A 23,231-nucleotide genomic window follows, 5' to 3' on the forward strand; every position below is an offset into this window, starting at 1 on the left:
TTTATAATTCAATGAGTTCCTTTGTAGCCCAAGTAAGGTTCTCAGTGCCATTTGAAGTAACAAGCAGTTGGTCTTCAATTCTGACACCGCCCCATTTAGGAATGTATATGCCAGGCTCTACTGTCATTACCGTATTTTCATGAATTATATATTCATGTGTAGGACCAAGAAATGGTATTTCATGAACAAATAAACCAACTCCATGACCAATCCCGGTATAGATATATTTTTCGTATTCTGTACCTTCCACAGCTTTCTTTGAAGCCTGAAATACATCTTTTGATGATGCCCCAATTTTAAGTGCATTTTCAGCATCACAGTTCATTTTATACTCAATTTCATACACTTCTTTTTGCTTGGGAGAAGCTTTACCAACCACTAAAGTTCTAGTCATATCAGACATATAACCATTAAACTGACAACCATAATCCATCAGTACAAAATCCCCATACTCAACTGCTTTAGCTGATGGGATTCCATGTAAGAGCGATGTCCTTGCTCCTGAAATAAGAATATTTCCATATGGCATGCTATCTGAACCTTCTAAAACCATATATCTTGATAAATTAGCAGCTAATTCCTTTTCCGTTACACCAACTCGTATATCCTTAATAATTTTCTCGTAACAACGGGATGCTATATCACAGGATGCTCTTAAATATTCTATTTCCTGTTCCGTTTTATGTGACCGGAATTCTTCGATAACCCCAGCTATAGGAACAAGCTCTAATCCAACAGACTTTTCTTTAAGTGTGAAATAATCAGATGTCTTTAAATCCTCTGATTCAAATGCTATATTTTTAAGATCATCTTTTTTTGCTATTCCTGCAACTACAGCTGGAACAGAACCGTAATCCTTTCTCCATTCAACAATTTCATAAGAAGGACACTCATATCCTACCTGCTCTGTATATCTTGGATCAGTAATAAAATACTTGTTTGATTTTGTTATAAATAGGAAAGAGTCATCTCCAGTGTATGAACTAACATACTTAACATTTGTATGATTGCTTATGAACAAACCATCTAACTTGTTCTCCTCAAGATATTTAATTACCTTTTCTTCAGCTATCTTACTCATAATTCTCCCTTAATAAACGTGACATGCTACAAAATGATCTTTTGATATTTCTTTTCTAGGCGGAGCTTCATTAAAACAATGGTCCACTGCATATGGACATCTTTCAGCAAACTGACATCCAGGCTTTGAATTAATTGGACTAGGGATTTCTCCACTCACCTTTATCCTTTTATTAGCTTTTGCCTTAATTGGATTGGCAACTGGTATTGCCGAAAGCAAAACCTTTGTGTAAGGATGGGTAGGATTTTTGTATAGCTCTTCAACAGGAGCTTCCTCAACAATAGTTCCTAAATACATAACAATTACTCTATCAGATATATATTTAACGACTGATAAATCATGAGCTATAAACAGATAGGTTAATCCCATATCATGTTGAAGTTTTTTCAACATATTTATAACCTGTGCCTGAATAGAAACATCAAGAGCGGATATTGGTTCATCACAAACAATAAACTCAGGATTTACAGAAAGTGCTCTTGCTATTCCAATACGCTGTCTTTGTCCACCTGAAAATTCATGTGCAAATCTAGACATATGCTCCGCACCCAAGCCTACTTTTTCAAGTAGTTGTTCTATTCGACAATCGATTTCTGTTTTTGAATAGTTACCATGATATTTCATTCCCTGGGCAACTATTTCTTTAACAGTCATTCGGGGATTTAAGGATGAATAGGGATTTTGAAAAATCATTTGGACATCACCTGTAAAAGCCTGCTTTTCCTGTTTTGTGAACTGAGAAGTATCCTTACCCTTATAATATATTTTTCCACTTGTTGGCTCATATAGATTAACTAGACATCTACCTGTTGTAGATTTTCCACATCCAGACTCTCCAACTAATCCTACTGTCTCACCTTTATAAATCTCAAAAGATATATCATTTACCGCCTTTAGAGTTTGCTTTCTATTTAGCTCAAAATACTTACTAAGATTTTCTACTTTAATAAAAGGCTCGGCCATTACATTATTCTCACTCATTTTTATGCCTCCCTTTTTTCGACAATTAAGTCAACCTCTGGTGCTAAATCATGTTGAAGCCAACAGTAGGTAGAATGTTCTTCTGTAAGGGTTGTTTTTGATGGCTCGTATTCATAACAAACACTCATTGCATATTCACATCTTGCTGCAAATGGACACCCCTTAGGCGGTGCAAACAAATCTGGAGGAGTTCCCTCAATTGGTGTTAAAACCTGATTTCTCTCCATATCCAATCTTGCTATAGATTTTAGTAAACCACTAGTATATGGATGTGCTGTATCAAAGAAAATATCTTCGCTTGTTCCCTGCTCTGCCACTTTTCCACCATACATAACAACAACTCTGTCACATAGTCTTGCGATTACTCCCAAATCGTGAGTAATCATTATTATAGAGGTTCCAAGTTTTTCTCTCAGCTCAAGGAGTAAATCAAGTATCTGGGCCTCAATCGTTACATCTAAAGACGTTGTTGGTTCATCGCAGATAATTAAGCTTGGTCTACTAACCAAAGCAATGGCAATCATAATTCTCTGTTTCATTCCGCCTGACAACTCATGTGGATACTGCATAAATCGACGCTCGGGATCATTTATTCCAACAAGTCTCATTATATTTAAAGCTTTTATTCTAACCTCAGCTTTTGGCGTACCGGTTCCAATAAATACTTCTTCAATTTGTTCTCCAACACGCATTGTGGGATTAAGAGAAGTCATAGGATCCTGAAAAATAAATCCTATGTCCTTACCTCTTATATTCCTTAACTGCTTGTTATTCATTTTTATAATATCCTGACCCTTAAAAAGGATTTCACCACCTTCAAAAAAGCCAGGTGGTTCAGGATTCAACCTTAATATACTTTGTGCTGTTACGCTTTTGCCGCATCCTGATTCTCCAACAATTCCAAGGATTTCTCCCTTTCTAACTTCAAAGCTAACACCTCTAACTGCATGTACAAGTCCAGCATATGTCTTAAAAGAGAAAACCACATTATTTAATTCAAGTATTTTTTCACTCATGATTATTCTCCTTAATCAGTTCCTCTTAATTTAGGATCAACGGCATCTCTTAAACCATCGCCTAGAAGATTAAGAGCCAACATTGTCGTACAAATGAAAAATGCAGGTGCTGCCACTTCATGAGGTGCTACTCGAAGCATCTTAATACCTTCTTTTGCCAATACACCCCAACTACAGTTAGGAGGTGATATGCCAAGACCAATGTAGCTTAAAAATGCTTCCTGGAATATGGCTCCTGGTATTGCCATACATAAATTTGTAACTAGTAATCCCAATACATTTGGAATTATTTGCTGAACAATTATTACAATATCAGGAACACCTAATATTTTTGCTGCGCTAATGAAATCCTGCCCCTTTAATCTATACACCTCACCTCTTACGAATCGGCAGGTTCCTATCCAGCCCACTATACACATGGCAATAATCAAGGTCATAACACCCTTTCCTATAACTACCATCACAAGAATAGTAATTATAAGGGATGGGATACCATAGAGAATATCAACAATTCTCATCATTACCATGTCAAGCTTTCCACCATAAAAGCCACATAAGCCTCCGATTACTGCACCAACACACATATTTATTGTCGCCGACAATAATCCAATTGTTAGTGAGACTCTAGCTCCCATCCATATTCTCACCCATAAATCTCTTCCTGTAGAATCGCATCCCAGCCAATGTACAAGTGATGGTGAGGCATCAATAGCTGAGGTATCCATCGTTGAATATTCATACTGAGATAGAAAAGGTGCGAATATTGCCAACAGTCCATAACAAACGATGATTATCAAACCGATAATAGCAGCTTTGTTTTTCTTAAGACGTCTCCATGCATCCTGCCAGAATGACAATGTTGGGCGAATTATTAATTCCATGTCATCGGCGTTTTTTCCCATGACAACAAACATTTCTTTTGTAAGCTTTTTGTTTTCCTCCATGTGCATCACCTACTTTCCACCGATTCGAACTCTAGGATCTACAATGCCATAAAGAATATCTACGATTAAATTACAAACCACAAGAAACATTCCATAAAAAACAGTCATGCCCAAAATCATTGAATAATCATTTTGAGTTACGCTTTCAACGTAATATTTACCCATTCCAGGAATAGCAAATATTGATTCAATTACAAAGGTTCCTGTAAGTACTGATGCAACAGTTGGACCAAGCATTGTTATTACAGGCATAATCGCATTTCTAATCTGATGCTTAACGGTTATTCTGAAATTAGATAACCCCTTTGCCTTTGCAGTTTTTATGTAATCCTGCTGCACAACCTCAAGCATACTGGCTCTCATTATTCTTGAAACAGATGCCAATGTGTAAAATGCCAATGCACAGGCTGGCAGTATCGTATATTCGAATCCTCTGTATTTTGCCACTGGTAGTAATCCCCATTTAATTCCAAAGAAATATTGGAGCAACGCACCCATAATAAAATCCGGAATACTTGTACCTAATATTGCAACGATTACACAAAAGAAATCTATTTTTGTACCCCTATTTTTTGCTGCAAGGATGCCAAATACAATTCCAAATGATATGGCAAGCATCAATGCCCTGATACCTACATCAGCAGAAAAAGGAAATCCCTGACCTATTATGTAATTCACTGTTTTATTGGTATAAAACATGGAATATCCAAAATTCCCATGAAGTAAATTCCCAATATATTGAAAATACTGCATGTAAAGTGGTTTATCGAAGCCATAGTATTTTTCCATGTTTAATGCAACTTCTTCAGTGAGCTTTGCACTAGTAAAAGGTTCTCCCGGCATAAGTCTTACTAAGAAAAAAACTACGGTTATAAGAACAAATAGGGTTATTATTGCTGCTATTACACGCTTGATAATATACTTCGCCATAAACTGTCCTCTTATTCTACGTCAGCATATACCCAATCTATATTGATACTGCAGAAATAGAATTCAACACCTGTAAACTTATCATTCAACAAGTAATGCTGCTGTCTACACTGAAGTGGTACAAATGCTGCATCCTCAAGAATGATTTTTTCTGCTTCATTTAACATGTCCATACGGGCCTTAACATCTGTTTCTGTTTTTGAATCTTCAAGTAACTTATCAAATTCATCGTTCTTATAATTGCTGTAGTTATAAGAACAATCGGACTTGAATAATTCAAGATATGTGTATGGATCTGAGTAATCTGGTCCCCATCCACCATAAGCAATCTGATAATCACCATTTGGAAGAACAGAACCATAAATGTCAGCATATGTTACCTGTCTAATAGTTACTGTAATTCCAAGAGCGTTCTGCCATAACTCCTGAAGTACTTCTGCAATTTTCTTAGATGCCTCAAGGTCTGTTGTAGTAAGTTCAATTTCAATTTCTGAAGGATCAGAATATCCTTCCTCACTCATGGCTTTCTCTAAGTATTCCTTTGCCACATCAATATCACCATCTAATGGATATGAATCTAATGTATATTCCTCGCCATAAGATTTAGACACACCCCCTACTAGAGGCATTACTAAAGTATTGCTAGGTGAATAAACATTATTCGTAGCAAGAGCTATATAGTCATTTCTGTTAAGACCGTAGTTAAGAGCCTTTCTAAAGTTCTTGTTTGAAACTATTTTGTTTGTACTCTCCTCGTTAATGTAAAGGTAATCTTCATTACCATTCATAAACTCAGAATCGATATCATCATACTGTGCAACTGAATCTGTTGGTAATTTTACAAAATCAAGCTCACCATTCTCATACATTGCTACAGCTGTGTTTGGTTCTGAAATAACACTAAACTCTACTCTATCAAGATTAATTGCATCTTTATTCCAGTACTGATCATTTTTTTCAAACACATACATCATGTTATCAGTACTTACCAGCTTAAATGGACCACTATATACATTCTTGTCTGCTGTTGCAGCAAAATCAGCGCCATAGCTTTCAACTATATCTTTTCTAATTGGAACGTACTGTGATGCAGTACCAACCATGCTCAAGAAATATGCACATGGGGTTTCAAGCTCAAGCACTAATGTTTTATCATCTTCTGCACGGACTCCTAATTCACTTACTTCCATTTCACCAGTTTCTACCTCATATCCGTTTTTGACGTATTCACCAATAAACGCATACTCACTAGCTGTGGCAGGGTCAAGTAATCTCTGTAATCCATATACAAAGTCATCAGCTGTAACTGGCTGGCCATCTGACCAATTTGTATCTCTAAGATGGAAAGTGTAAGTAAGACCGTCTTCTGACAACTCCCATGATTCAGCAATACCAGGTTCAACTTTACCTCCAGTTCCTCTAACTAGTGATTCCTGACAAGCATGAATCAATTCATTGTCAACAATACTGTTGGCTTTGCTTGGATCAATAGTTGTTGGTTCTACTGTATCGGAATATCGAAATACTTTTTCAGATGATTCTGATCCTGAGCCTGTATCCGCAGTTGAGGCATCAGCCGCAGTATCCTCTGTCTCATAAGCACCACAAGCCATGGCTCCTATGGACATGGAAACTGCAACAAGTAAACTTAATAACCTCTTTTTCATAGTACATTCCTCCTTTTTTCTTATATTAAAAAGTTGCGCACAGTACCATCCTATACGCAACCTCTTTGTTGACTTTTAAAATATTTATGGGAATAATCCCTTAACCTCATTCAAGTCCGTATTCTGATGTCTACACATTATGTCTGTACTCATATGGGAGCACCTTCATCTGATTGTAACTTGGGCAATCACGAACCCACTCAAGAGACTCCTTAACAATAGCTGTCTGCTGTGGAATATTGTTTGGCTCACCTGCGTTTGAACCAATAGGTACATGTGGTGCAGTGATTCTTGGTGCCCCCTGCTGACGTGCAATTGGAGGAAGAGCTGCAATAACAACGCAACTCATACCAAGTTCTTCACAGCATCTTGTTACGATTGTGGCAGATCTATGACACGTACCACAACCACCTGTGCAAAGGACAATATCCACACCCTGGTCCTTAAGCTTTCTAGCAATTTCTGGTCCTGTTTCGTTCTTAAACTTTTCCACATTTCCACCACCTCCCATAAAGGTATATGTTTCTGTAGCAAGAGAACCAATAAAGCCTTCTTCTACTAGCTCATGTAATCTATCAATAGGAAACATTGCATTTACATCCTTATTGATATCCGAATTATCAAAGCCACCATGGGTAACCATTAGCTCTGAAGATGGGGTAGAAAACTCTATTGTTCTATATGAAAAATCTCCCGATGTATTGAATGGTGTCTGGCTTTTCTTATGAATACCTCCGGCTGTAATGAATGCCACCTTACATTCACTAAGTGGTTTCTTCAATTCTGAAAATACAGGCTTTGGTGTAACAGGTACAAATATTTCTGACTGCATTCCTTCTTTTGTTGTTAACATATCATTTGCCTCCTTTATATCGATTCTACCGGTATATCTCTTTTTCCAACCAGGTTCATACAACTGAAATAAAACTCTGCGTCCGAACCTTCTTTAAGCGGAATATCTGTAAAATACCAGCGTCTTGGAACTGCCACCGTACCAAGCTTATCCATAATCTCTACCTTAGCAGCGGTATCATTCACTTCTGTTATCTTTCCTCCAAGCAAACATGGAGTAATTTCATGGTCAGTTACCATATCTGAACTGTCATAATCATATGGATTCTCAACTACTTTGATATAACTAAAGTAAAATTCCATCTCATGACCTGGTTCTATCTTTTCTTTTGTTGTTACCAATTTCTTTGGGACAGTAATGACGCCTAATCTCCCGTGCAGATGGACTTTTATTTGACTATCACTTACCTCTTTTACAAGACCTCCCATTTTAATTGGATTAATCATGTAATCTAACATTAATGCAAAGTTCCATTATCAAGTAATACTGTCTCAGGAAGTCCAAGAAGCTTGTTATTTGCATTAATTACATCGTTATTCCACTTCTTTGGTGCTGGCTTAATTTCAACACCTGCCATCTTATTCTTCAACATCTGAATTGCACGGGTAGCAACTTCCTTTGTTACACATGAGCAGCCTGCCACATTATTTTCAAATCCGCCCTTATCCATATTTTCCTCAACCATGGCTGTAGCATATTCATTACCAACAACTAACTGACCTTGATATGCACAGAAGGATACACCAACAACTGGAATGCCTCTCTTTCCAGCCTGACCAATATGCTGAATGAAATCGATATGGTTATTTCCAAATCCTTCAGTTGTGATAATGCATCCATCACAATCAAGAGATTCAAGTAATGAACCTAATCTTTCTGACACCCAAAGTTTTTCATCATTTACCTGAGGAGAGCCAATAAATATTACACCAATAAGATCAAGCTCAGTATCTGCTGCAAGTCCTTCTACAAGTGGCTCACGAATATAATGACGAGTCATTTCCTTTGTGGCTGGTCCAATGCATGTAAGGGCATGAATAGAACCATCTCGAACCTGATTAGGAGTGAGAACGATAGGTACGTTACCGCAATCCACATTCTTTTGGCCACCAAGTATTCCGCAAGGCTCTGTTGGGCAAATGACATTATCATGCATTGCACCCTGTCCCATAATTTCCTTTACTAAAACAACTCTTGGATTTCCAGCTCTTCTGACATCTTCACAAATCTCTTCTCGGATAACTTCACCTTCGTATTTTTTAAGCTCATCTCTAATAGTCTGAATCACATAATCTTGACACTTATGAGCTGCGAATGGACCTGGTCTTGTCATACCAGTTAATCTTTCAATAACAGCATGGCATCTGATAATAATGTCATTCTCGTCTGCACATCCAGGATGACCAAAATACATTTTCTCATCAAGATAACCTTCTGATGAGCCAAATTCATGTACCTGAACTCCATCCTCATCAACGCCAGTAAGCATAAATACAACACCGTCAGCTACTTTTGTGATACCTTCTCCAAGCTCACCTTCCACCTTTGTTGCGATAGGGCACACATCCATAATTGTTTCTGTGTACTGATGTCTTTCATTTGGATAAATAATATCAAGCGCAAGACTCTTACAAAGTGGATCTTCTAGAACCGCTTTATCTACTACATTTTTGTCAATTGTAAGCACTCCATCGATAATAGAAGTTTTATCACCTAACTCTACCTTGGAGATTTTCATATGTTTTTTCTTTAATGTTCTAATTACCTTTTTTTCGCCTGTTGGTGCTGCTACTCCTGGAGCAGGTACAAAAGTCTCTGCTGCTGGTGCTGCTGCACCTCCAATTGGCAAATCTAATTTTAGGCCTTCAATATGATCTGCCTTAGCTATTTCTATATGTAACATACCTTCTCCTCCAATCTTTGTAGTAATTATTGGTTTTGACTCATTCGTCACTGATTCTTTTTCAGCGGAAGAATCAGTCTCATTAACCTTATCTAATACCTCTGCAGTAATAGGTGTTAGTGCTTCTACATCAGTAAGTAATGTGCTTCCCAGCACCTGTTCAATCTTTAATCCATTTGGACTTAGAGTTAATAGACCAGCATCAACCATATCATCAAATAATGATGGGTCCTCTAAATCCGCCGCACTAATTACCAATCCTTTTTCTCTTCTACAGCAAAAGATTGCTGGATCCTTCAAATGCTGCTCCAATGTTTCTTTTGTAATAGACATATATTCTTCCTCCTTATTTAATTTTTCTTATTAATTTATGATTAACGGCTCTCAATGCCTGATCCGTACAATGATAAACTGGTAAGCCTAACTGCGGTGCGCAAGACATTACTGTGTTCGAACAATCTGTGCAATTGCTAATTAATAAGCCCTGGGCTCCTGCTTTCTTTAGTGACATTACCTTGGCTACCTGTCCTGGACATTTTCCTGGGTTTTCACATTTTCTTGTCCCATTTACTTCCATAGCCTGTTTGCAATACTCTACTCCAACCACTTCTGAGCCTAGAGATTTAGCTAATTGCTCCATTCTCTCTTTATTTGCCCCGCAAGCACATACTAGTAAGCCAATTTTTTCTGGCCCTTTCATAAAACACTCCGAAGCAATCAATCCTCCAGTAGTTTTTATAATTGGCTTCTCTAGGTTAGTCCTTTTTCCTGTGAAGGGACCTCCCATTATTAACTCTCCATATTCTTTGCTTAGACCACCGGCCATCTCAAAAACATCCGATACCTTTTTGCCAAGAGGTATATCTAGAAATGTTTGAATTTTAACTTTAGCTTCACAGCCCTTTATTTTTCCAGCCACTGTCAAATCTTTATCTATAAGTGGTTTCTTTAAATCCACCGCCTCTTGAATTCGACATGCTGTTTCTGCATTAATCACAATGGCCTCTGCCTCTAAGGGTAAGGCCGTTACTGGCAAAAGCTTTTCCAGCACTTCTCTGATTACTGCTCTTTCTTCTCCCATTGGATATATATCCTCAAGAGATTTGATTATAATTTTCGAATTCGTATTTACGTTTTTTAAAGCTTCTATTGCAGCCTTGTGACATTCCTTTATGGCAATATATCCATGTTTTGCATTAGATATATCCATAGCAATTTCAAGGCCTCTGATTAACTGTTTAGGATTGTCTTCTATCCTTTTTATGTTATGCCCCAAGATAGGCTCACATTCTGCTGCATTGATAATTACATTCCCACCCTTTTCAAAGGGTTTCGCAAATTTAGCATATGTAGGAAATCCTGCGCCACCTAAACCAACCAAACCTGCCTCTTTGATTAAATCTAGTGGTTCTTCACTTTTTAATGGAATGTAATCTGTTGTCTGTTTTTCATCAGCCTCTACAGATACTGATTCATCTGTTATTTCTAATACCTTTCCTGAAACACTGGAAAATATATTGCATCCAAGTCCATCTCCCTGTAATGCAAGAAGCTGCCCCCTGTGAATTACGTCTCCTTTGACGACACAAGCGGCAGCCTTATTTCCGATATGCTGTTTCAGTGGAAATTCAAAAACATTACCCATCCCTTCACACTTTCTAACGCATATACGTTTTTTTTATTAACGGATTATCTGGTTCCGTTTAAGTTAGTGCTAGTATATACATCCCAGTATCATTAGTAAAAGGACAGTTTCTTATCCATTACATAACAATTTGTTATGTCACATTTTCCAGTAAGTTTCTCTATGCTCAACAGAGGTTGAAAATACTATTAACGTCTTTGTTTTTCCAAATCTTTGAAGCTCTCCAATAAACTGATCTAGCTCGATAGTATTGTGAAACATCACCTCCAAAAGCATAGAAAAATCTCCTGTTACACAATTGCACTGAACTATATTAGGAATGTTTTCTACATATGGATAAAAATCCTTTTTTTGATTTGGTTCAACCTCAACGCTAATAAATGCCTTTGTATAAAACCCCAGTGCTAATGGATTCATCTGTGCTCTAAATCCTGTTATAATTCCTTTTTTCATAAGATTATCAATACGCGTTGCCACAGATGTAGATGATAGGTATACATTTTGCGCTATTTCCTTAGCAGATATTCTTGCATTCTCTTGTAGTAATTCAATAATTTTTAAATCAATATCATCTAATTCATCAGCATAGTTTTTTGGAATAGTCATTTTTTCACCTCCATTTTTCCAAATAAAAAAGAGGCACCACCTTTTGGTAGTACCTCTTTGTACGTTCTAAATAGTACAAGAGAATGTGTTAGATTTCAATATTTTATGGGAATAATCCTTTTACTTCATTTGCTGTTATAAGTCTACTAAGTGCAACTATGTAAGCTGCCATTCTCCATGAACAATTCTTCTTATGGACAACCTCTTTTATCTCAGCAAAGGCCTTTGTAAGGATATCCTCCAGCATATCGTTTATCTGTTCTCTACTCCATGTGAGAGTCTGGATATTCTGCACCCATTCGAAATAAGAAACAACAACACCGCCACTATTCGCAAAAATATCTGGAATTAACACAATACCTCTTTCCTTAAGAATTGCATCTGCTTCGGCTGTTGTAGGGCCATTTGCCGCCTCTACAATAAATTTGCATTTAAGCTTGCTGGCATTTTCTATAGTGATTTGATTTTCAAGAGCGGCCGGAACAAGGACATCACAATCAGTAAGCAATAGCTCTTCATTTGAAATATGCTCTACTCCTGACTCATTGTAATCAGCCAATAAATGTCCTTCTTCTACGAATTTTGAAATTGCATCTGCATCTAATCCATCCTCACATCTGATGGCACCTGATACATCAGAAAGAGCTACAATAACAGCACCTCTATGGTATGCAATTCGAGCTGTATTAGCACCTACATTTCCGAATCCCTGAATAGCTATTCTGCTTCCAGAAAGTGTTTTTCCATGTTCTGCCAGAATAAGCTTTGTACTGATAACTACACCTCTACCTGTTGCTGATGGTCTGCCTTTTGAACCACCTAATTCCAACGGCTTTCCTGTACATACACCAGGACAAGGTTTGCCATTAAGCATGCTATATGTATCTAATACCCAAGCCATTGTTTGAGCATTTGTGTTTACATCCGGTGCTGGAATATCTTTATCTGGGCCAATAATGGATTCAATCGCAAATGTATATCTTCTAGTTAGTCGCATGAGTTCATTCTTAGAAAGCTTTGTAGGATCAACAGTAATTCCACCCTTAGCACCGCCATATGGAATGTTGACAACTGCGCATTTTAACGACATCCAAGTTGCAAGAGCCTTTACCTCATTAAGGTCAGTATTCTGGTGAAATCTGATTCCTCCTTTGAATGGACCTCTGATATTTGAGTGCTGTACTCTATAACCCTCAAAAACCTTAATAGTTCCATCATCCATTCTAATTGGTAAGTATACCTTAAGCTCTCTTTGTGGATTTCTAATCATTTCATAGGTGTCAGTAGATAGTCCACCTAATTCCACAGCTTCATCCATTACCTTTAAAACATTCTCATATGGATTATATGTTGTTGCCATCTTTTTTCCTCCTGATGTTTGATTAAAACATCCAGCGCTGGAGTATTGTTTTCAACGCCACGGAGTATATTACTTGTCATGTGAGATAGCAATACATAATTCTATAATCCTTTTTTGGTTGTAAAAATCAAGCTATTCACTTGATAAAATAATTGTTTTAGTGATTAATACTTTAGAATATCCAGAGCATCACTTGGAAATTGTGAAACGGATGATTACAAAGAAATCTCTTTTCGCATAGTAAAAGTGCACTCGTACCTACTATTTATGTAAAGTACGAGCGCACACAAATTTTCTACTGATTATTATGCATTCATAACAAGTTCAATTTCATCTTCATCCTCAACTCCCGTAGCGGAAAAACCAATACTTTCATATAGCGCTTTAGCGATGTAATTTTTTATTGCAGGTTAATGCAATTCTGCTAGAATCACCGAATGTTTTTGCTTTTATATATTCAATAATTTGGTTAAGCGCAGCTCTACCATAACCTTTACCTTGCAAAGATTCATCAATCATCATATGCCAAATATCATACTCAGGTACATCATAATCATATATCACCATAACATAACCAACCATCTTTTCATCAGCATATATCCCAAAGGGTTGGCATTGATTCCTATATACATAAGCCTGCGCTAGACTTCGTACCGGATGTGAAACATACTCCTCTTGACCTTTAGCTAACTTGAGATTAAATGCATCTACAAATTTTTCCTCGTTAATTACCTTCAAACAATTGTCCTTTCTCAATTTGCATTGTGGTAGAAACACGAGTGTAAATATATACTTTTGTCTTCTCCTTTGTCATAATATCCCCTTTTCAAAATATCTCTGCTTAACCTATTGACACATCCCAATTCTGGTTTTAATATAATAATCAAGAAATGGGTTTTTGTCGTGTACAGCCAAGTGCTCAAGCGGGTTGCTCGTTTCTTTTTTTATGTCCAAAATATCGTATAGATACAACTTTTTATCCTCTGAATGTCGTACAATCAAAGACGCATGAAATACATTATATCGTTCAACTTCGTCTTTCTCATTCAGTACTGGTAATGCAAATCTTGAATCGTATCTATACCATCCATATTTTGCATTTCTATAATGCTTATCCTCTTTATTCTCTTTACTCATAACTTGAAATTCCAAATTGGCATTTCAAGTTACACTTTTTAGATATCCTCCAACTCCTCAAGCTGCCTCAGCGCCTTCAAGTAAGCCTTCAACCTCTTGACCTGTTCCTTTTTAAGACAATGAATCTCAATAAGAAGCTCCTCATCCTGCTTCTTAGCTACATAATCAACAGTGGGCTCTACATAATCTTCATCTATACCGTTCCCAGTAAGAAGCTGCTCTGGTGTCACATCAAGGACTCTACAGATATCCATAATCTTATCAGCGGAAGGATTATGCCCTTTTCTCTTCCAATCACTGATTGTGCTAGGTGCTATTCCAGCAGCTTTGCCAAATGCATTCTGACTTAACCCACGTTCTTTTATAAGAAAAAATCTTTTTCCTTACGTTTCTCTGCCGAAAGCTTAATAAACTCTCTTATGTCCTGCAAAAAAAAGCTCCCAAACTATTCATGTTTGGAAGCTGAGTCTATACCGTATTTAGTTCCTATATCCTCTCAATTTTCGCAATCGTCTCGATTTGCGAACCATTGTCCAAACTTATCTTCATATCCTTTGAAATGATAGGAAGCTTGAATTCAATGGACTTAAGCCATTGGCCGTTCTCTTGTTCTTCTTCGTAAATCTCAACTTTTTCAATGAATTGTGTCAGGAACTCTCTGCGTTCCGCTTCATTCATCGGCTCATACATTTTGTCAAAAAAGATTAGAGCTTTATAGATATTATCTCCACAAACTTTTTCAGCAAGTATTGACCTCTTCTTAGCTTTAGCTTCTACTAAAGTGTTTTCTGTCTCTTCGATTTTATCATAAGTCTTACTGAGGCGGTCCTCTAAATCTGCTTTCCTTCTCTTGTAATGCTTATCTTCATAATCCAAATTGTCCAAATCTGTAAGAATGGCATCCTTGTTCAAGTAACTTTGGCGTAGCGTCTTTTCCTGAGCAGATATTTCCTGATCAAGCGCTGTGGTATCAACTTCCATATTGATTTTCTCACGCATCATCCCGGCAAATTTCTTATTGCTCACAAGTTTCCTTAGCACCTCAATTACTGCTCCATCCAGTTTTGTCTCCGAAACTTGCTTCCTATAATCGCATTTGTGACCTCTGGTCATGTTGCGATGCTTACAACCATAGTAGAAATAATCACTGTACTTCGTGCCATCTTTTCTATGCTTAATACTTTTATTCCCATACATGCCTGCACCACAGACAGGACACCTTAAAATCCCTGATAAAAGATGAATTTTCTCACCTTTAGGAGAATTTACTTTTTCATATTTTTTAGCCTGTGCCACGGCTTTGATTTGTGCCTGTTCCCATACTTCTTCTGATACTAAAGCCTCATGAAGCCCATCTACAAGCAGGTAATCATCCTTATAGACTTGGCGATAATCATTTCTTGTTCCGTGAACCTTTTCTGTTCTTCTCCTGCCATAAGCAATTTTACCGCAATATACCGGATTCTGAATTATTCTTCGTATTAAGGATGCATCAAACAAAGGATTCTTACCATTTTGCCTTGCAATCTTATGAATCCCATGATTTTCTAAATATTTTGCAATTCCGTTTGATCCCATATCTGTATTAACATACTGATCAAAGATTGTTCTGATAGCTACAGCTTCCTCTTCATTTATTTCAAGCTTACCATCAACAAGCGCATATCCATATGGAGCAAACCCACCGTTCCATCTTCCTTCTCTTGCTTTTTGCATGCGACCTTCCATAGTCTGGACACGAATGTTTTCACGCTCTATCTCAGCAACTGCTGACAATACAGAAATCATGAGTCTTCCGGCTTCCTTAGATGAATCAATTCCATCCTCTACACAAATGAGATTAACTCCAAAATCCTGCATAATCTGAAGTGAATTGAGAACATCAGCAGCATTTCTACCAAATCTGGAAAGTTTAAATACCAAAACAAAAGATACATCATCTTTCCCGGATTTGATGTCTTCCATCATATTGTTGAAGGCAACACGCCCCTCAATCGATTTACCAGACTTTCCAGCATCTTCATATTCTCCGGCGATTTCATAATCATTAAATTCGCAGAAAGCTTTCATTCTGGATTTCTGTGCATCCAAAGAATAGCCATCTATCTGCATAGATGTAGAAACACGGGTATATAAATAGACCTTAATCTTTTTATTCTTTTCCATTTGATTCACCTATCATTTTTTTAACTGCTTTGTCAAAATCTGACTCAATAGGTTGGGTCTTATTAAACGTATCATATTCTTTATAAGCTTTATCTATCGCCTGCTTGTGGGTTATTCTTCCGTTGTCCTTCAGTATTTTGTACTGTCTAAACTCAAGAAACGCATTAACGCTTTTTTCAAATTCTTCCATGGTAAATACATTCTCTCGTTCAATAAGATCCTCAATATAATCAAAGTAACCTGTAACTGCACGCTCTAATTGTCGAATCTGTTTCTCTTCCAAATAGTTTTTTGCGACAGATACATCAGATTTTAAAATTCGTCCATCCGGTGCATTTTTCCATGTAGTGAGTCCCATATGTTCTTTATTATGGTCTGCTGATTTGTACACAATCTCAGCCGCTGTATTATTAGTAATTGCGTAATGAAACTTGTTTTGTATAGTGGCATAGAAATGATATGCCACTTCTGAATCCTTAGTATAGTCAATGCTGCATTCCGCAAAGATATCAGTAATCTGTTGCCATATACGCCTTTCGCTAGCACGGATAGAACGAACTCGTTCCAATAATTCGTGAAAATAATCTTTCCCAAAAGCAGTTTTTCCTTGTTTCAATCTATCATCATCCAGAACAAATCCTTTGGTCATATATTCTTTTAAGACTTTTGTAGCCCAGATACGAAAATGGGTTGCTTTAATTGAATTCACTCTGTATCCAACGGAGATAATAGCGTCCAAATTATAATACATGCTATCATTTTCTTGAGTTTTACCTTCTATAGCACCATGAGGATTGGTTGTTGCAAATTTTGCAACAACCACTTCCTTTTTCAGTTCACCACTCTTAAATATTTTATTTAAATGTCTGCTTATACCTGATTTATCAATCCCAAAAAGTTTTGCCATGGATTTTTGCGTAATCCAAAGGCTCTCATCTACAATATAAGCATCTACAGAAACATCCCCTTCAGCAGAATGATAAAGAACCATTTCCATCTGTTTATCAAAACTATCCATAAAACTATTCCTCCGTTTTTTACAATTTTTAAGTCTAATTATATTGGCTCTTTGAGACTACATATCTTCAAGACTCCCTATCTTCTTCAGTGCATCCATATATGCCATAAGCCTCTTCTGCTGTTCTTCCTTAAGATTATGATAATCTTCAATCATCTGAACATCGCCTGGAGTGAATTTACTTTCTGGACTTGCTGCAGCAATTTCCTCTTCATCCTCAATTCCTTTACCGGTAAGAAGTTGCTCCGGAGTAATTTGCAAAACATTACAGATGTCCATTATCTTTTCTACAGTAGGATTGGTCTTTCTCTTTTTCCATTCGCTTATGGTACTGGTCGAAATACCTACCTGCTTTGCAAACTCCGCCTGAGTCATATTGCGTTCTTTCAAAACCTTTATAATTCTTTCACTGATAATCATGAGTGATACCTCTCTTTATTATTCACTTATATAACATTCATATTGGTGAATTTATTTTATCACACCCACTGATGTCCTTCAATGATCTACTTCATTTTCTTATTACGAAATTTCATATACGCCTTATAAGATTCATATATATACCTTTTTTGAAGATATACATCCGGATCAGGTAAAGAATCAAAATCAATTTCATCCGCGTATTTTGCTATCATATTTCCGATAAAGTTTGCAAGAGAACTCCATTCATCTTTGTCTTTTACTATCACTTTATTCTTCACAGCTATCCCCTTCCTTAAATGAGATTTTTGGCCTTTCACAAATTGGCAAGCAGTGCATCGGTGTACACCTGATGCGATTTTGCTTGTTGGGGAGTGTGCCCCAATCCCCCTGATTGCCGATTTTCATCGACAAGCTACGCCTGCAAAGCAGGCTAAAAACGAAGTCAATAAATGTCCAAATATTTGTTAAAAGTCTTTTCCACCTTCTTCAAAACTCGTTCATGATTCTCCTTCATATCTGAAATTGTTTTGCCATCTACAGTGCCACATGAATTGGCAACTTTTGCAATCTGGTTGATATTGTTGCTGTCAATTTTTAGAAGTTTGATGATTTCTAATAACTCACTGAAGTCTATGTGAATGTAATATCCATCGATTGCCATCTTCCTAATATAGGCGCTCATGTTTTTGACTCCTATCTTCTCCATCCTGTCATGAATCATCTGCAATTCATTTTCAGGAATCTTGATATGAATCTGTTTGTTACATGGAACGTATCCCTGATTTAACAACATTTGCTTTTCACCTCCTCTCCAGACTGGAAATCATTGTTTATGAACACATTATCCAAGAAACATACGGTCCAATCCGTATATCCAAGAGGTAGGAATATTTTTAAAAGAATTAAAAATTCCACGTTTTTAGATTTAGCTGTATCCCACAAACGTGTGTTCTGTTATAATGTAGATGTGCCATTTATATAAACTTTGTTAAAGGGGATTGGTTTCATGAAATGTAAATTATCGATTCAGGAAAAATTGAAAGATTTGAGAATAGAAAAAGGTCTGTCACTGCAAGAACTGGCAGAACAGACCGGAATATCCAGAGCATCTCTAGGAAATTATGAAACTGATGATTACAAAGAAATTACTCACAAGGCTATTGTCTCCCTTGCAAATTTTTATGGAGTAACTTCCGATTATTTATTAGGACTTACCGAGAATCGTGAACAGCACAGATTCCCTGTTGATGACTTAGGGTTAGATGATGAAACTGTTGAAATATTGAAAAGTGGCAAGCTGAATGCTCGCCTAATATGCGAAATGATAAAGCATCCAGAGTTTAAAAATTTTCTCACTGACATGGAAATCTACATTGACAATCTTGCCGGAATGCAATTTAGAAACCTCAACAAAATGATTGAACAGACAAGAGTCCGTCTTCAAAACAAAGGCATATCTGATGAAGATCATTATATGAAAACATTGGCGACAGCTTCTATTTCCGAAGATAATTACTTTAACAACCTTCTCGGAAATGATATCGTAAAAATTGCAAAAGATTTAAGAGATGCTCATAGCAAAGATGCAGAAACTGGTGATGCAACTACACCTGTTGATGATATCCTTGACTCATTTGAAGAACTAAAGACTGCCGATAATGCAACACAAGCTCAGATGATAATGTACAGCAAACTCTTTAAAATCAACTTCACTAAGATGGACCCTTATGAGTTTAAAACCTTTACCGATATCCTCCAGAGATATTCAGATCTTTGTAAACCTGTAAAAGGAACCGGACGCGGCAAGAAGAAAAAATAAACCAATGTCAAATGCTTTTCCGAAATCTATTACATTTTCTTTTTTCAAGAAAAAGGCGCACTCATACCTGCCATTAGTAAGTATAGAGTGCGTCTTTTCCTAGTTGTTTATTTCAAATGCATCATCGATGAATGTACAATCTCGTCTGCTCCGGTTCATCATCCCCTTGAGCCATACAGTAAAACTCCCATCCATAACGCTCATAAAAACCAGTATGATCTGTAACAAGATAGAGCGGTGAAATTCCTTTTTTATTCATGTTCTCCACAACAAGATTAAGAAGATTTCCTGCTATTCCCTGTCCACGATGAGCCTCTTCAGTATATACAGCGCAAACATTGGGGCTTAAGTCCTTCCTGTCATGAAAATCATTATCGATTACACCTAACCCCCCGACAATTTGATCTCCTAACATGCATAGGTACCAACCATTTTCGGTCTCTTTATTAAGATACGCTGTCATACATTCAAGATAAGCATCCTTGGGGACTCCCCACTTTTTGTGAAACCAATCTGCAGCCATATCTTTTAAGTCGGGTTTTTCTCTCAACTCAAAATATTTGTATTCCGTATTCGCATTAATATCTTTTACCATCTCAACAATCTCTATATCTCCGTCAGCAAGAATCTCCACGATTGATTCATGTCCATCCTCATTAGCTCCATTCTGCCAATAGATTTCAGCCATCCTAAGATTCTCTTGTTCGTCTGTTACTCCATCAAAACACTTGTAGGCATCTCCTTCAAAAACTCTTCCAGTCACTTTTATCTTTGCAATTCCGAAAGTAGGTCTTCCTAACTTAGCAAAATAGTCTCCCCACCTCTCAGCTTCCTCGTATGACTTAGACACATATAGCGAAGCCATTCTCGAAGGGTACTCCGAATACTTTTCTTTTCTAACTTTTTCCAACGCAAACTCACGAAGCGCTACATCCACCTTGTGCGTCAGTTCTGTATCCTTATATTTTTCTGGATTGTTATATATATCATTTACTGTTTCGAGTTCCTCATAAACACGCTTGTGGACACCGTTTGGATGCTTGTCATCCAGAATGATATGTTCACCGACCTTCTTGGGAATGTCGGATATTACATGAAAAAAATATTGTTCTTCCATTACATTCTCCCTATTGAAATGGCCGGACACATAGCCCGGCCGAAATTCATTTTAATTCAGCATTGTTTCTTTTTAAAAAGTCTATATCGCTACCATACTTCATGGCAGTTTCCATATCGTTATTCATAAAGCTCTCAAACAATTCTTCAGGTATCTTTCCTGGACGAGTCCTTTCATAAATTGTGAGGTTCTTGGAATGCTTACATTTCTTACATCGATATATCAGCCATACATCAACACTCTTACCGTTAGCATTTACTCTAAATCTATAGGAATTGATAAACTCCTGTTTCTTCCCACAACCTCCACATCTAAAGAACACTCTTATTTTGGTATGATCAGACAGAAGGGGCACCTTTGCTTAAGGCCAGCCTCTGATTCCTGAGGATTCTCTGAATGCTTTTCTCCGACAGGGAAAACCTGTGTGCAAGTTCGTGTATTCCTATTCCGCCTATGTAGTTTTCGTATATTTCTTCATTTCTTTCACGAAAGAAGACCTTGGCAGAAGTCGTGGTTCCCCACTCCTGTTTTTCCTTGCAGGGAATATAGATCATTTTTCCGTCTACATATTGCTGAATCGTTTCTATTAATTCCTGCGGCAGCACGTTCTCTGCCTTAATATAGCTCATAATGCTCCTCCTAAATTGATATTTCTTTTAGGATTCATCTGAGCTTACGATTCATTTATTATTTAAGCTCAGACTACTGAGCGATAACAACTCTGATGGTCATATAATCATGCTCCTTTCCTAATCACATAAAGTATAATCCTCGTTAATTGTACGTGAACATATCTTATGATTCAACCTCAAGAATAATTATAAAAAAACTTGCGCAACAAAATATGTCCTTATATCATTTGAAAATATCTCAATGCTTCCTCTATCGCCTTCACTTTTTCCTCCGGACATCCCGGTTGTCTGCTGTTCTCTGATTTTGGCTTATTATAGTTTTCACGCTCTATAATCCCATGCTTCTGCTTTGCCTGAGCTATATTCAGGTTTGTCACATGGAATCCGTAGTGCTCCTGCACCCATTCTTCAATCTCTTTATATGTTGCCTTAGCCTCCGCACTTGTAAGATCAAGTTCATCCATATCTAACTTAACATTGACATGATGCTTCGCCTCATGAAGTTTGGACAATAAGCATACCGTCTCTACATGGTAAGTGCCTGGGAACATATCCACACAGGCAAGGCGTGTGACCTTGTAGCCGCGGGCGAGGAATACCTCCAGGTCGCGGGCAAGGCTGGTAGGCTTGCATGAGATGTAGACAAGTGAATCTACACCGTAATCGATAATCTTGTCTAATGCCTTTGGATGGATGCCGTCTCTAGGTGGATCAAGGATGATGTAATCAGGCTTTTCTGTAATGTCATCAAGAACCTTGAGAACATCACCTGCGATGAAATCGCAATTATCAAGACCGTTAAGCTTGGCGTTTTCCTTTGCAGCCTCAACAGCTTCCTCAATTATTTCTACACCAGTTACATGCTTTGCTGCAGGTGCGATAACCTGAGCGATGGTGCCTGTACCTGAATAAAGGTCGTATACCTCTGCTCCATCAGCACCAGTAGCAATGAAATCACGAGCTGTGCTGTAAAGGACTTCTGCTCCCAAAGAATTAGTCTGGAAGAATGAAAATGGGCTGATAGTAAATGAAAGACCAAGAAGCTCTTCCTTAAACCAGCTTTGGCCGTAAAGCACCTCTGTGCCTTCGTCTGCTACCACATCAGCCTCTCTATCATTTTTAGTATGAAGAATACCAGTAAGCTTTCCTTCCCAATCCTGACATTTCAAAAGTGCCTGCTTCCAACCCTCTAAAAGTGCAAGCTCGTAGATTGATGAAATCTGTGTGCTAGTAACCAAATCAACTAAAATTTCACCTGTCTTTGTTGCCTTACGAACAAGCAGATGGCGCAAGTATCCTTCATGTGTATTCTTGCGGTAATATGGCTGCTTCGCATTTGCGAAGTAATCTAAAGTGATTGTAAGAACACGACGCATATCCGCATCGATGATCTGACAACCATCTACTGTAACAACATCATAGAAGCTGCCCTTCTTGTGCATACCAAGTGTAAGTGGGCCGTCCTTTATCTCATCTCCGAATGAGAACTCCATTTTATTACGATAGCCAAACTGCTTTGGGCTGGCTTTGATGCCTTCGTATGTGGCATTCCATACTTCTTCGCTGATGACAGGAGCCATTAAATCATGAATCATGCCCTCTTTCAGCTTTAGCTGCTCCTCGTAAGGAAGCGACTGATATGTACAGCCACCGCATTTACCATAATGCACACAATAAGGCTGCTCCATTTCCATAGGAGATGGAACATCTAGGGAAAGAAGATTTCCCTGGGCCTTTTCCTTAGAACTCTTTTTAACTCTTACAGAAACAGTCTGACCTGGCAACACGCCCTTTACACGGAGCTTGTCGCCCTCGGCTGTTTCTATAATACCTTTGTTAGGGAAGTTTACTTTTATAACTTTTCCTTGTACAACTTCACCGCGTTTCATATTTTACACCTCATCAGTCAGCTATCGCTGACAGCTTTCTCGCC

At 37.6% G+C, this 23,231-nt stretch carries 25 protein-coding genes and 1 pseudogene; 1 reads left to right on the forward strand and 25 read right to left on the reverse strand.

Annotation, left to right across the window (positions count from 1 at the left end; genetic code table 11):
• Position 1: 1 nt before the first annotated feature.
• The 21 genes and pseudogenes from BM097_RS03080 to BM097_RS03175 form a co-directional block, all read right to left on the reverse strand.
• On the reverse strand, positions 2-1,081 hold the full coding sequence (locus tag BM097_RS03080) for a M24 family metallopeptidase (protein WP_090545807.1): 1,080 nt from the start codon (positions 1,079-1,081) through the stop codon (positions 2-4).
• 9 nt (positions 1,082-1,090) lie between these two features.
• The gene (locus tag BM097_RS03085; RefSeq protein WP_090545809.1) at positions 1,091-2,062 is read right to left on the reverse strand and encodes an ABC transporter ATP-binding protein; all 972 of its coding nucleotides are present in this window, start codon (positions 2,060-2,062) and stop codon (positions 1,091-1,093) included.
• Between the two features lie 2 nt (positions 2,063-2,064).
• Complete coding sequence (locus BM097_RS03090; RefSeq protein ID WP_090545811.1) at positions 2,065-3,078, reverse strand: ABC transporter ATP-binding protein; 1,014 nt, start codon at positions 3,076-3,078, stop codon at positions 2,065-2,067.
• Between the two features lie 11 nt (positions 3,079-3,089).
• Complete coding sequence (locus BM097_RS03095; protein ID WP_090545813.1) at positions 3,090-4,022, reverse strand: ABC transporter permease; 933 nt, start codon at positions 4,020-4,022, stop codon at positions 3,090-3,092.
• A 9-nt stretch (positions 4,023-4,031) separates the two neighbouring features.
• Entirely contained in the window at positions 4,032-4,952 is a 921-nt protein-coding gene (locus BM097_RS03100) for an ABC transporter permease (protein WP_090545816.1), read from the reverse strand.
• Between the two features lie 11 nt (positions 4,953-4,963).
• On the reverse strand, positions 4,964-6,619 hold the full coding sequence (locus tag BM097_RS03105; protein WP_090545818.1) for a peptide ABC transporter substrate-binding protein: 1,656 nt from the start codon (positions 6,617-6,619) through the stop codon (positions 4,964-4,966).
• Between the two features lie 130 nt (positions 6,620-6,749).
• A complete protein-coding gene (gene prdB / locus BM097_RS03110; protein ID WP_090545820.1) occupies positions 6,750-7,472 on the reverse strand; it encodes a D-proline reductase (dithiol) protein PrdB in 723 nt (240 codons plus the stop codon).
• Between the two features lie 14 nt (positions 7,473-7,486).
• Positions 7,487-7,930: a CBO2463/CBO2479 domain-containing protein gene (locus BM097_RS03115; RefSeq protein ID WP_090545822.1), complete on the reverse strand. Its 444-nt coding sequence runs from the start codon at positions 7,928-7,930 to the stop codon at positions 7,487-7,489.
• Positions 7,930-9,708, reverse strand: coding sequence for a D-proline reductase (dithiol) proprotein PrdA (gene prdA / locus BM097_RS03120; protein ID WP_090545824.1), 1,779 nt, complete (start codon positions 9,706-9,708; stop codon positions 7,930-7,932). Before prdA ends, BM097_RS03115 begins: the two co-directional genes overlap by 1 nt.
• 13 nt (positions 9,709-9,721) lie before the next feature.
• A complete protein-coding gene (prdC, locus tag BM097_RS03125) occupies positions 9,722-11,020 on the reverse strand; it encodes a proline reductase-associated electron transfer protein PrdC (RefSeq protein ID WP_090545825.1) in 1,299 nt (432 codons plus the stop codon).
• A gap of 138 nt (positions 11,021-11,158) precedes the next feature.
• Positions 11,159-11,626: an Lrp/AsnC family transcriptional regulator gene (locus BM097_RS03130; RefSeq protein WP_090545827.1), complete on the reverse strand. Its 468-nt coding sequence runs from the start codon at positions 11,624-11,626 to the stop codon at positions 11,159-11,161.
• A gap of 103 nt (positions 11,627-11,729) precedes the next feature.
• Positions 11,730-12,986: a Glu/Leu/Phe/Val family dehydrogenase gene (locus tag BM097_RS03135; protein WP_090545829.1), complete on the reverse strand. Its 1,257-nt coding sequence runs from the start codon at positions 12,984-12,986 to the stop codon at positions 11,730-11,732.
• A 384-nt stretch (positions 12,987-13,370) separates the two neighbouring features.
• Entirely contained in the window at positions 13,371-13,724 is a 354-nt protein-coding gene (locus tag BM097_RS03140) for a GNAT family N-acetyltransferase (RefSeq protein WP_242944647.1), read from the reverse strand.
• Between the two features lie 108 nt (positions 13,725-13,832).
• Positions 13,833-14,123 carry a hypothetical protein gene (locus BM097_RS03145; protein ID WP_177197351.1) on the reverse strand — a complete coding sequence of 97 codons (291 nt, stop codon included), beginning with the start codon at positions 14,121-14,123 and terminating at the stop codon, positions 13,833-13,835.
• Positions 14,124-14,161: 38 nt separating this feature from the next.
• Positions 14,162-14,377: a hypothetical protein gene (locus BM097_RS03150; RefSeq protein WP_242944648.1), complete on the reverse strand. Its 216-nt coding sequence runs from the start codon at positions 14,375-14,377 to the stop codon at positions 14,162-14,164.
• Positions 14,378-14,488, reverse strand: a pseudogene (locus BM097_RS17015) (helix-turn-helix domain-containing protein); the annotation flags it as partial.
• Between the two features lie 121 nt (positions 14,489-14,609).
• Positions 14,610-16,289, reverse strand: coding sequence for a recombinase family protein (locus BM097_RS03155; RefSeq protein WP_090545834.1), 1,680 nt, complete (start codon positions 16,287-16,289; stop codon positions 14,610-14,612).
• Complete coding sequence (locus tag BM097_RS03160; RefSeq protein ID WP_207646235.1) at positions 16,276-17,307, reverse strand: virulence RhuM family protein; 1,032 nt, start codon at positions 17,305-17,307, stop codon at positions 16,276-16,278. The genes BM097_RS03155 and BM097_RS03160 overlap by 14 nt, the downstream gene beginning before the upstream one ends.
• Positions 17,308-17,364: 57 nt before the next feature.
• A complete protein-coding gene (locus BM097_RS03165; RefSeq protein ID WP_090545836.1) occupies positions 17,365-17,727 on the reverse strand; it encodes a helix-turn-helix domain-containing protein in 363 nt (120 codons plus the stop codon).
• 86 nt (positions 17,728-17,813) lie between these two features.
• Positions 17,814-18,008 carry a hypothetical protein gene (locus BM097_RS03170; protein WP_090545839.1) on the reverse strand — a complete coding sequence of 65 codons (195 nt, stop codon included), beginning with the start codon at positions 18,006-18,008 and terminating at the stop codon, positions 17,814-17,816.
• A gap of 164 nt (positions 18,009-18,172) precedes the next feature.
• Positions 18,173-18,523, reverse strand: coding sequence for a plasmid mobilization protein (locus BM097_RS03175; RefSeq protein WP_026528705.1), 351 nt, complete (start codon positions 18,521-18,523; stop codon positions 18,173-18,175).
• Between the two features lie 213 nt (positions 18,524-18,736).
• Here BM097_RS03175 and BM097_RS03180 point away from each other — a divergent pair, with 213 nt between their 5' ends.
• Positions 18,737-19,549: a helix-turn-helix domain-containing protein gene (locus BM097_RS03180; protein WP_090545841.1), complete on the forward strand. Its 813-nt coding sequence runs from the start codon at positions 18,737-18,739 to the stop codon at positions 19,547-19,549.
• 121 nt (positions 19,550-19,670) lie between these two features.
• On the opposite strand, the gene BM097_RS16870 is transcribed toward BM097_RS03180, so the two are convergent.
• The 4 genes from BM097_RS16870 to rlmD all read right to left on the reverse strand — a co-directional run bounded on the left by BM097_RS16870 (position 19,671) and on the right by rlmD (position 23,187).
• Positions 19,671-20,666, reverse strand: coding sequence for a GNAT family N-acetyltransferase (locus tag BM097_RS16870; RefSeq protein WP_090545843.1), 996 nt, complete (start codon positions 20,664-20,666; stop codon positions 19,671-19,673).
• A 46-nt stretch (positions 20,667-20,712) separates the two neighbouring features.
• The gene (locus tag BM097_RS17020) at positions 20,713-21,021 is read right to left on the reverse strand and encodes a DUF1062 domain-containing protein (protein ID WP_090528408.1); all 309 of its coding nucleotides are present in this window, start codon (positions 21,019-21,021) and stop codon (positions 20,713-20,715) included.
• Positions 21,005-21,295 (reverse strand): CD3324 family protein, encoded by a 291-nt coding sequence (locus BM097_RS03195; RefSeq protein ID WP_090528405.1) that lies wholly within the window; start codon positions 21,293-21,295, stop codon positions 21,005-21,007. The genes BM097_RS17020 and BM097_RS03195 overlap by 17 nt, the downstream gene beginning before the upstream one ends.
• A 221-nt stretch (positions 21,296-21,516) precedes the next feature.
• A complete protein-coding gene (gene rlmD / locus BM097_RS03200) occupies positions 21,517-23,187 on the reverse strand; it encodes a 23S rRNA (uracil(1939)-C(5))-methyltransferase RlmD (RefSeq protein ID WP_090545845.1) in 1,671 nt (556 codons plus the stop codon).
• Between the last annotated feature and the right edge of the window lie 44 nt (positions 23,188-23,231).

Source organism: Pseudobutyrivibrio sp. OR37, assembly GCF_900113655.1.
Classification (GTDB): domain Bacteria; phylum Bacillota; class Clostridia; order Lachnospirales; family Lachnospiraceae; genus Pseudobutyrivibrio.

What these genes read in the sequence shown, in the direction of transcription:
- BM097_RS03160 (WP_207646235.1), bottom strand. Translation starts at nt 17,307, where the DNA reads ATGGATAGTTTTGATAAACAGATGGAAATGGTTCTTTATCATTCTGCT.
- prdC (WP_090545825.1), bottom strand. Translation starts at nt 11,020, where the DNA reads ATGGGTAATGTTTTTGAATTTCCACTGAAACAGCATATCGGAAATAAG.
- prdB (WP_090545820.1), bottom strand. Translation starts at nt 7,472, where the DNA reads ATGTTAACAACAAAAGAAGGAATGCAGTCAGAAATATTTGTACCTGTT.
- BM097_RS03135 (WP_090545829.1), bottom strand. Translation starts at nt 12,986, where the DNA reads ATGGCAACAACATATAATCCATATGAGAATGTTTTAAAGGTAATGGAT.
- BM097_RS03155 (WP_090545834.1), bottom strand. Translation starts at nt 16,289, where the DNA reads ATGGAAAAGAATAAAAAGATTAAGGTCTATTTATATACCCGTGTTTCT.
- BM097_RS16870 (WP_090545843.1), bottom strand. Translation starts at nt 20,666, where the DNA reads ATGGAAGAACAATATTTTTTTCATGTAATATCCGACATTCCCAAGAAG.
- BM097_RS03130 (WP_090545827.1), bottom strand. Translation starts at nt 11,626, where the DNA reads ATGACTATTCCAAAAAACTATGCTGATGAATTAGATGATATTGATTTA.
- BM097_RS03100 (WP_090545816.1), bottom strand. Translation starts at nt 4,952, where the DNA reads ATGGCGAAGTATATTATCAAGCGTGTAATAGCAGCAATAATAACCCTA.
- BM097_RS03095 (WP_090545813.1), bottom strand. Translation starts at nt 4,022, where the DNA reads ATGGAGGAAAACAAAAAGCTTACAAAAGAAATGTTTGTTGTCATGGGA.
- BM097_RS03080 (WP_090545807.1), bottom strand. Translation starts at nt 1,081, where the DNA reads ATGAGTAAGATAGCTGAAGAAAAGGTAATTAAATATCTTGAGGAGAAC.
- prdA (WP_090545824.1), bottom strand. Translation starts at nt 9,708, where the DNA reads ATGTCTATTACAAAAGAAACATTGGAGCAGCATTTGAAGGATCCAGCA.
- BM097_RS03150 (WP_242944648.1), bottom strand. Translation starts at nt 14,377, where the DNA reads ATGGATATCTGTAGAGTCCTTGATGTGACACCAGAGCAGCTTCTTACT.
- BM097_RS03115 (WP_090545822.1), bottom strand. Translation starts at nt 7,930, where the DNA reads ATGTTAGATTACATGATTAATCCAATTAAAATGGGAGGTCTTGTAAAA.
- BM097_RS03195 (WP_090528405.1), bottom strand. Translation starts at nt 21,295, where the DNA reads ATGAGCTATATTAAGGCAGAGAACGTGCTGCCGCAGGAATTAATAGAA.
- BM097_RS03085 (WP_090545809.1), bottom strand. Translation starts at nt 2,062, where the DNA reads ATGAGTGAGAATAATGTAATGGCCGAGCCTTTTATTAAAGTAGAAAAT.
- BM097_RS03090 (WP_090545811.1), bottom strand. Translation starts at nt 3,078, where the DNA reads ATGAGTGAAAAAATACTTGAATTAAATAATGTGGTTTTCTCTTTTAAG.
- BM097_RS03105 (WP_090545818.1), bottom strand. Translation starts at nt 6,619, where the DNA reads ATGAAAAAGAGGTTATTAAGTTTACTTGTTGCAGTTTCCATGTCCATA.
- rlmD (WP_090545845.1), bottom strand. Translation starts at nt 23,187, where the DNA reads ATGAAACGCGGTGAAGTTGTACAAGGAAAAGTTATAAAAGTAAACTTC.
- BM097_RS03175 (WP_026528705.1), bottom strand. Translation starts at nt 18,523, where the DNA reads ATGTTGTTAAATCAGGGATACGTTCCATGTAACAAACAGATTCATATC.
- BM097_RS03180 (WP_090545841.1), top strand. Translation starts at nt 18,737, where the DNA reads ATGAAATGTAAATTATCGATTCAGGAAAAATTGAAAGATTTGAGAATA.
- BM097_RS03145 (WP_177197351.1), bottom strand. Translation starts at nt 14,123, where the DNA reads ATGAGTAAAGAGAATAAAGAGGATAAGCATTATAGAAATGCAAAATAT.
- BM097_RS03165 (WP_090545836.1), bottom strand. Translation starts at nt 17,727, where the DNA reads ATGATTATCAGTGAAAGAATTATAAAGGTTTTGAAAGAACGCAATATG.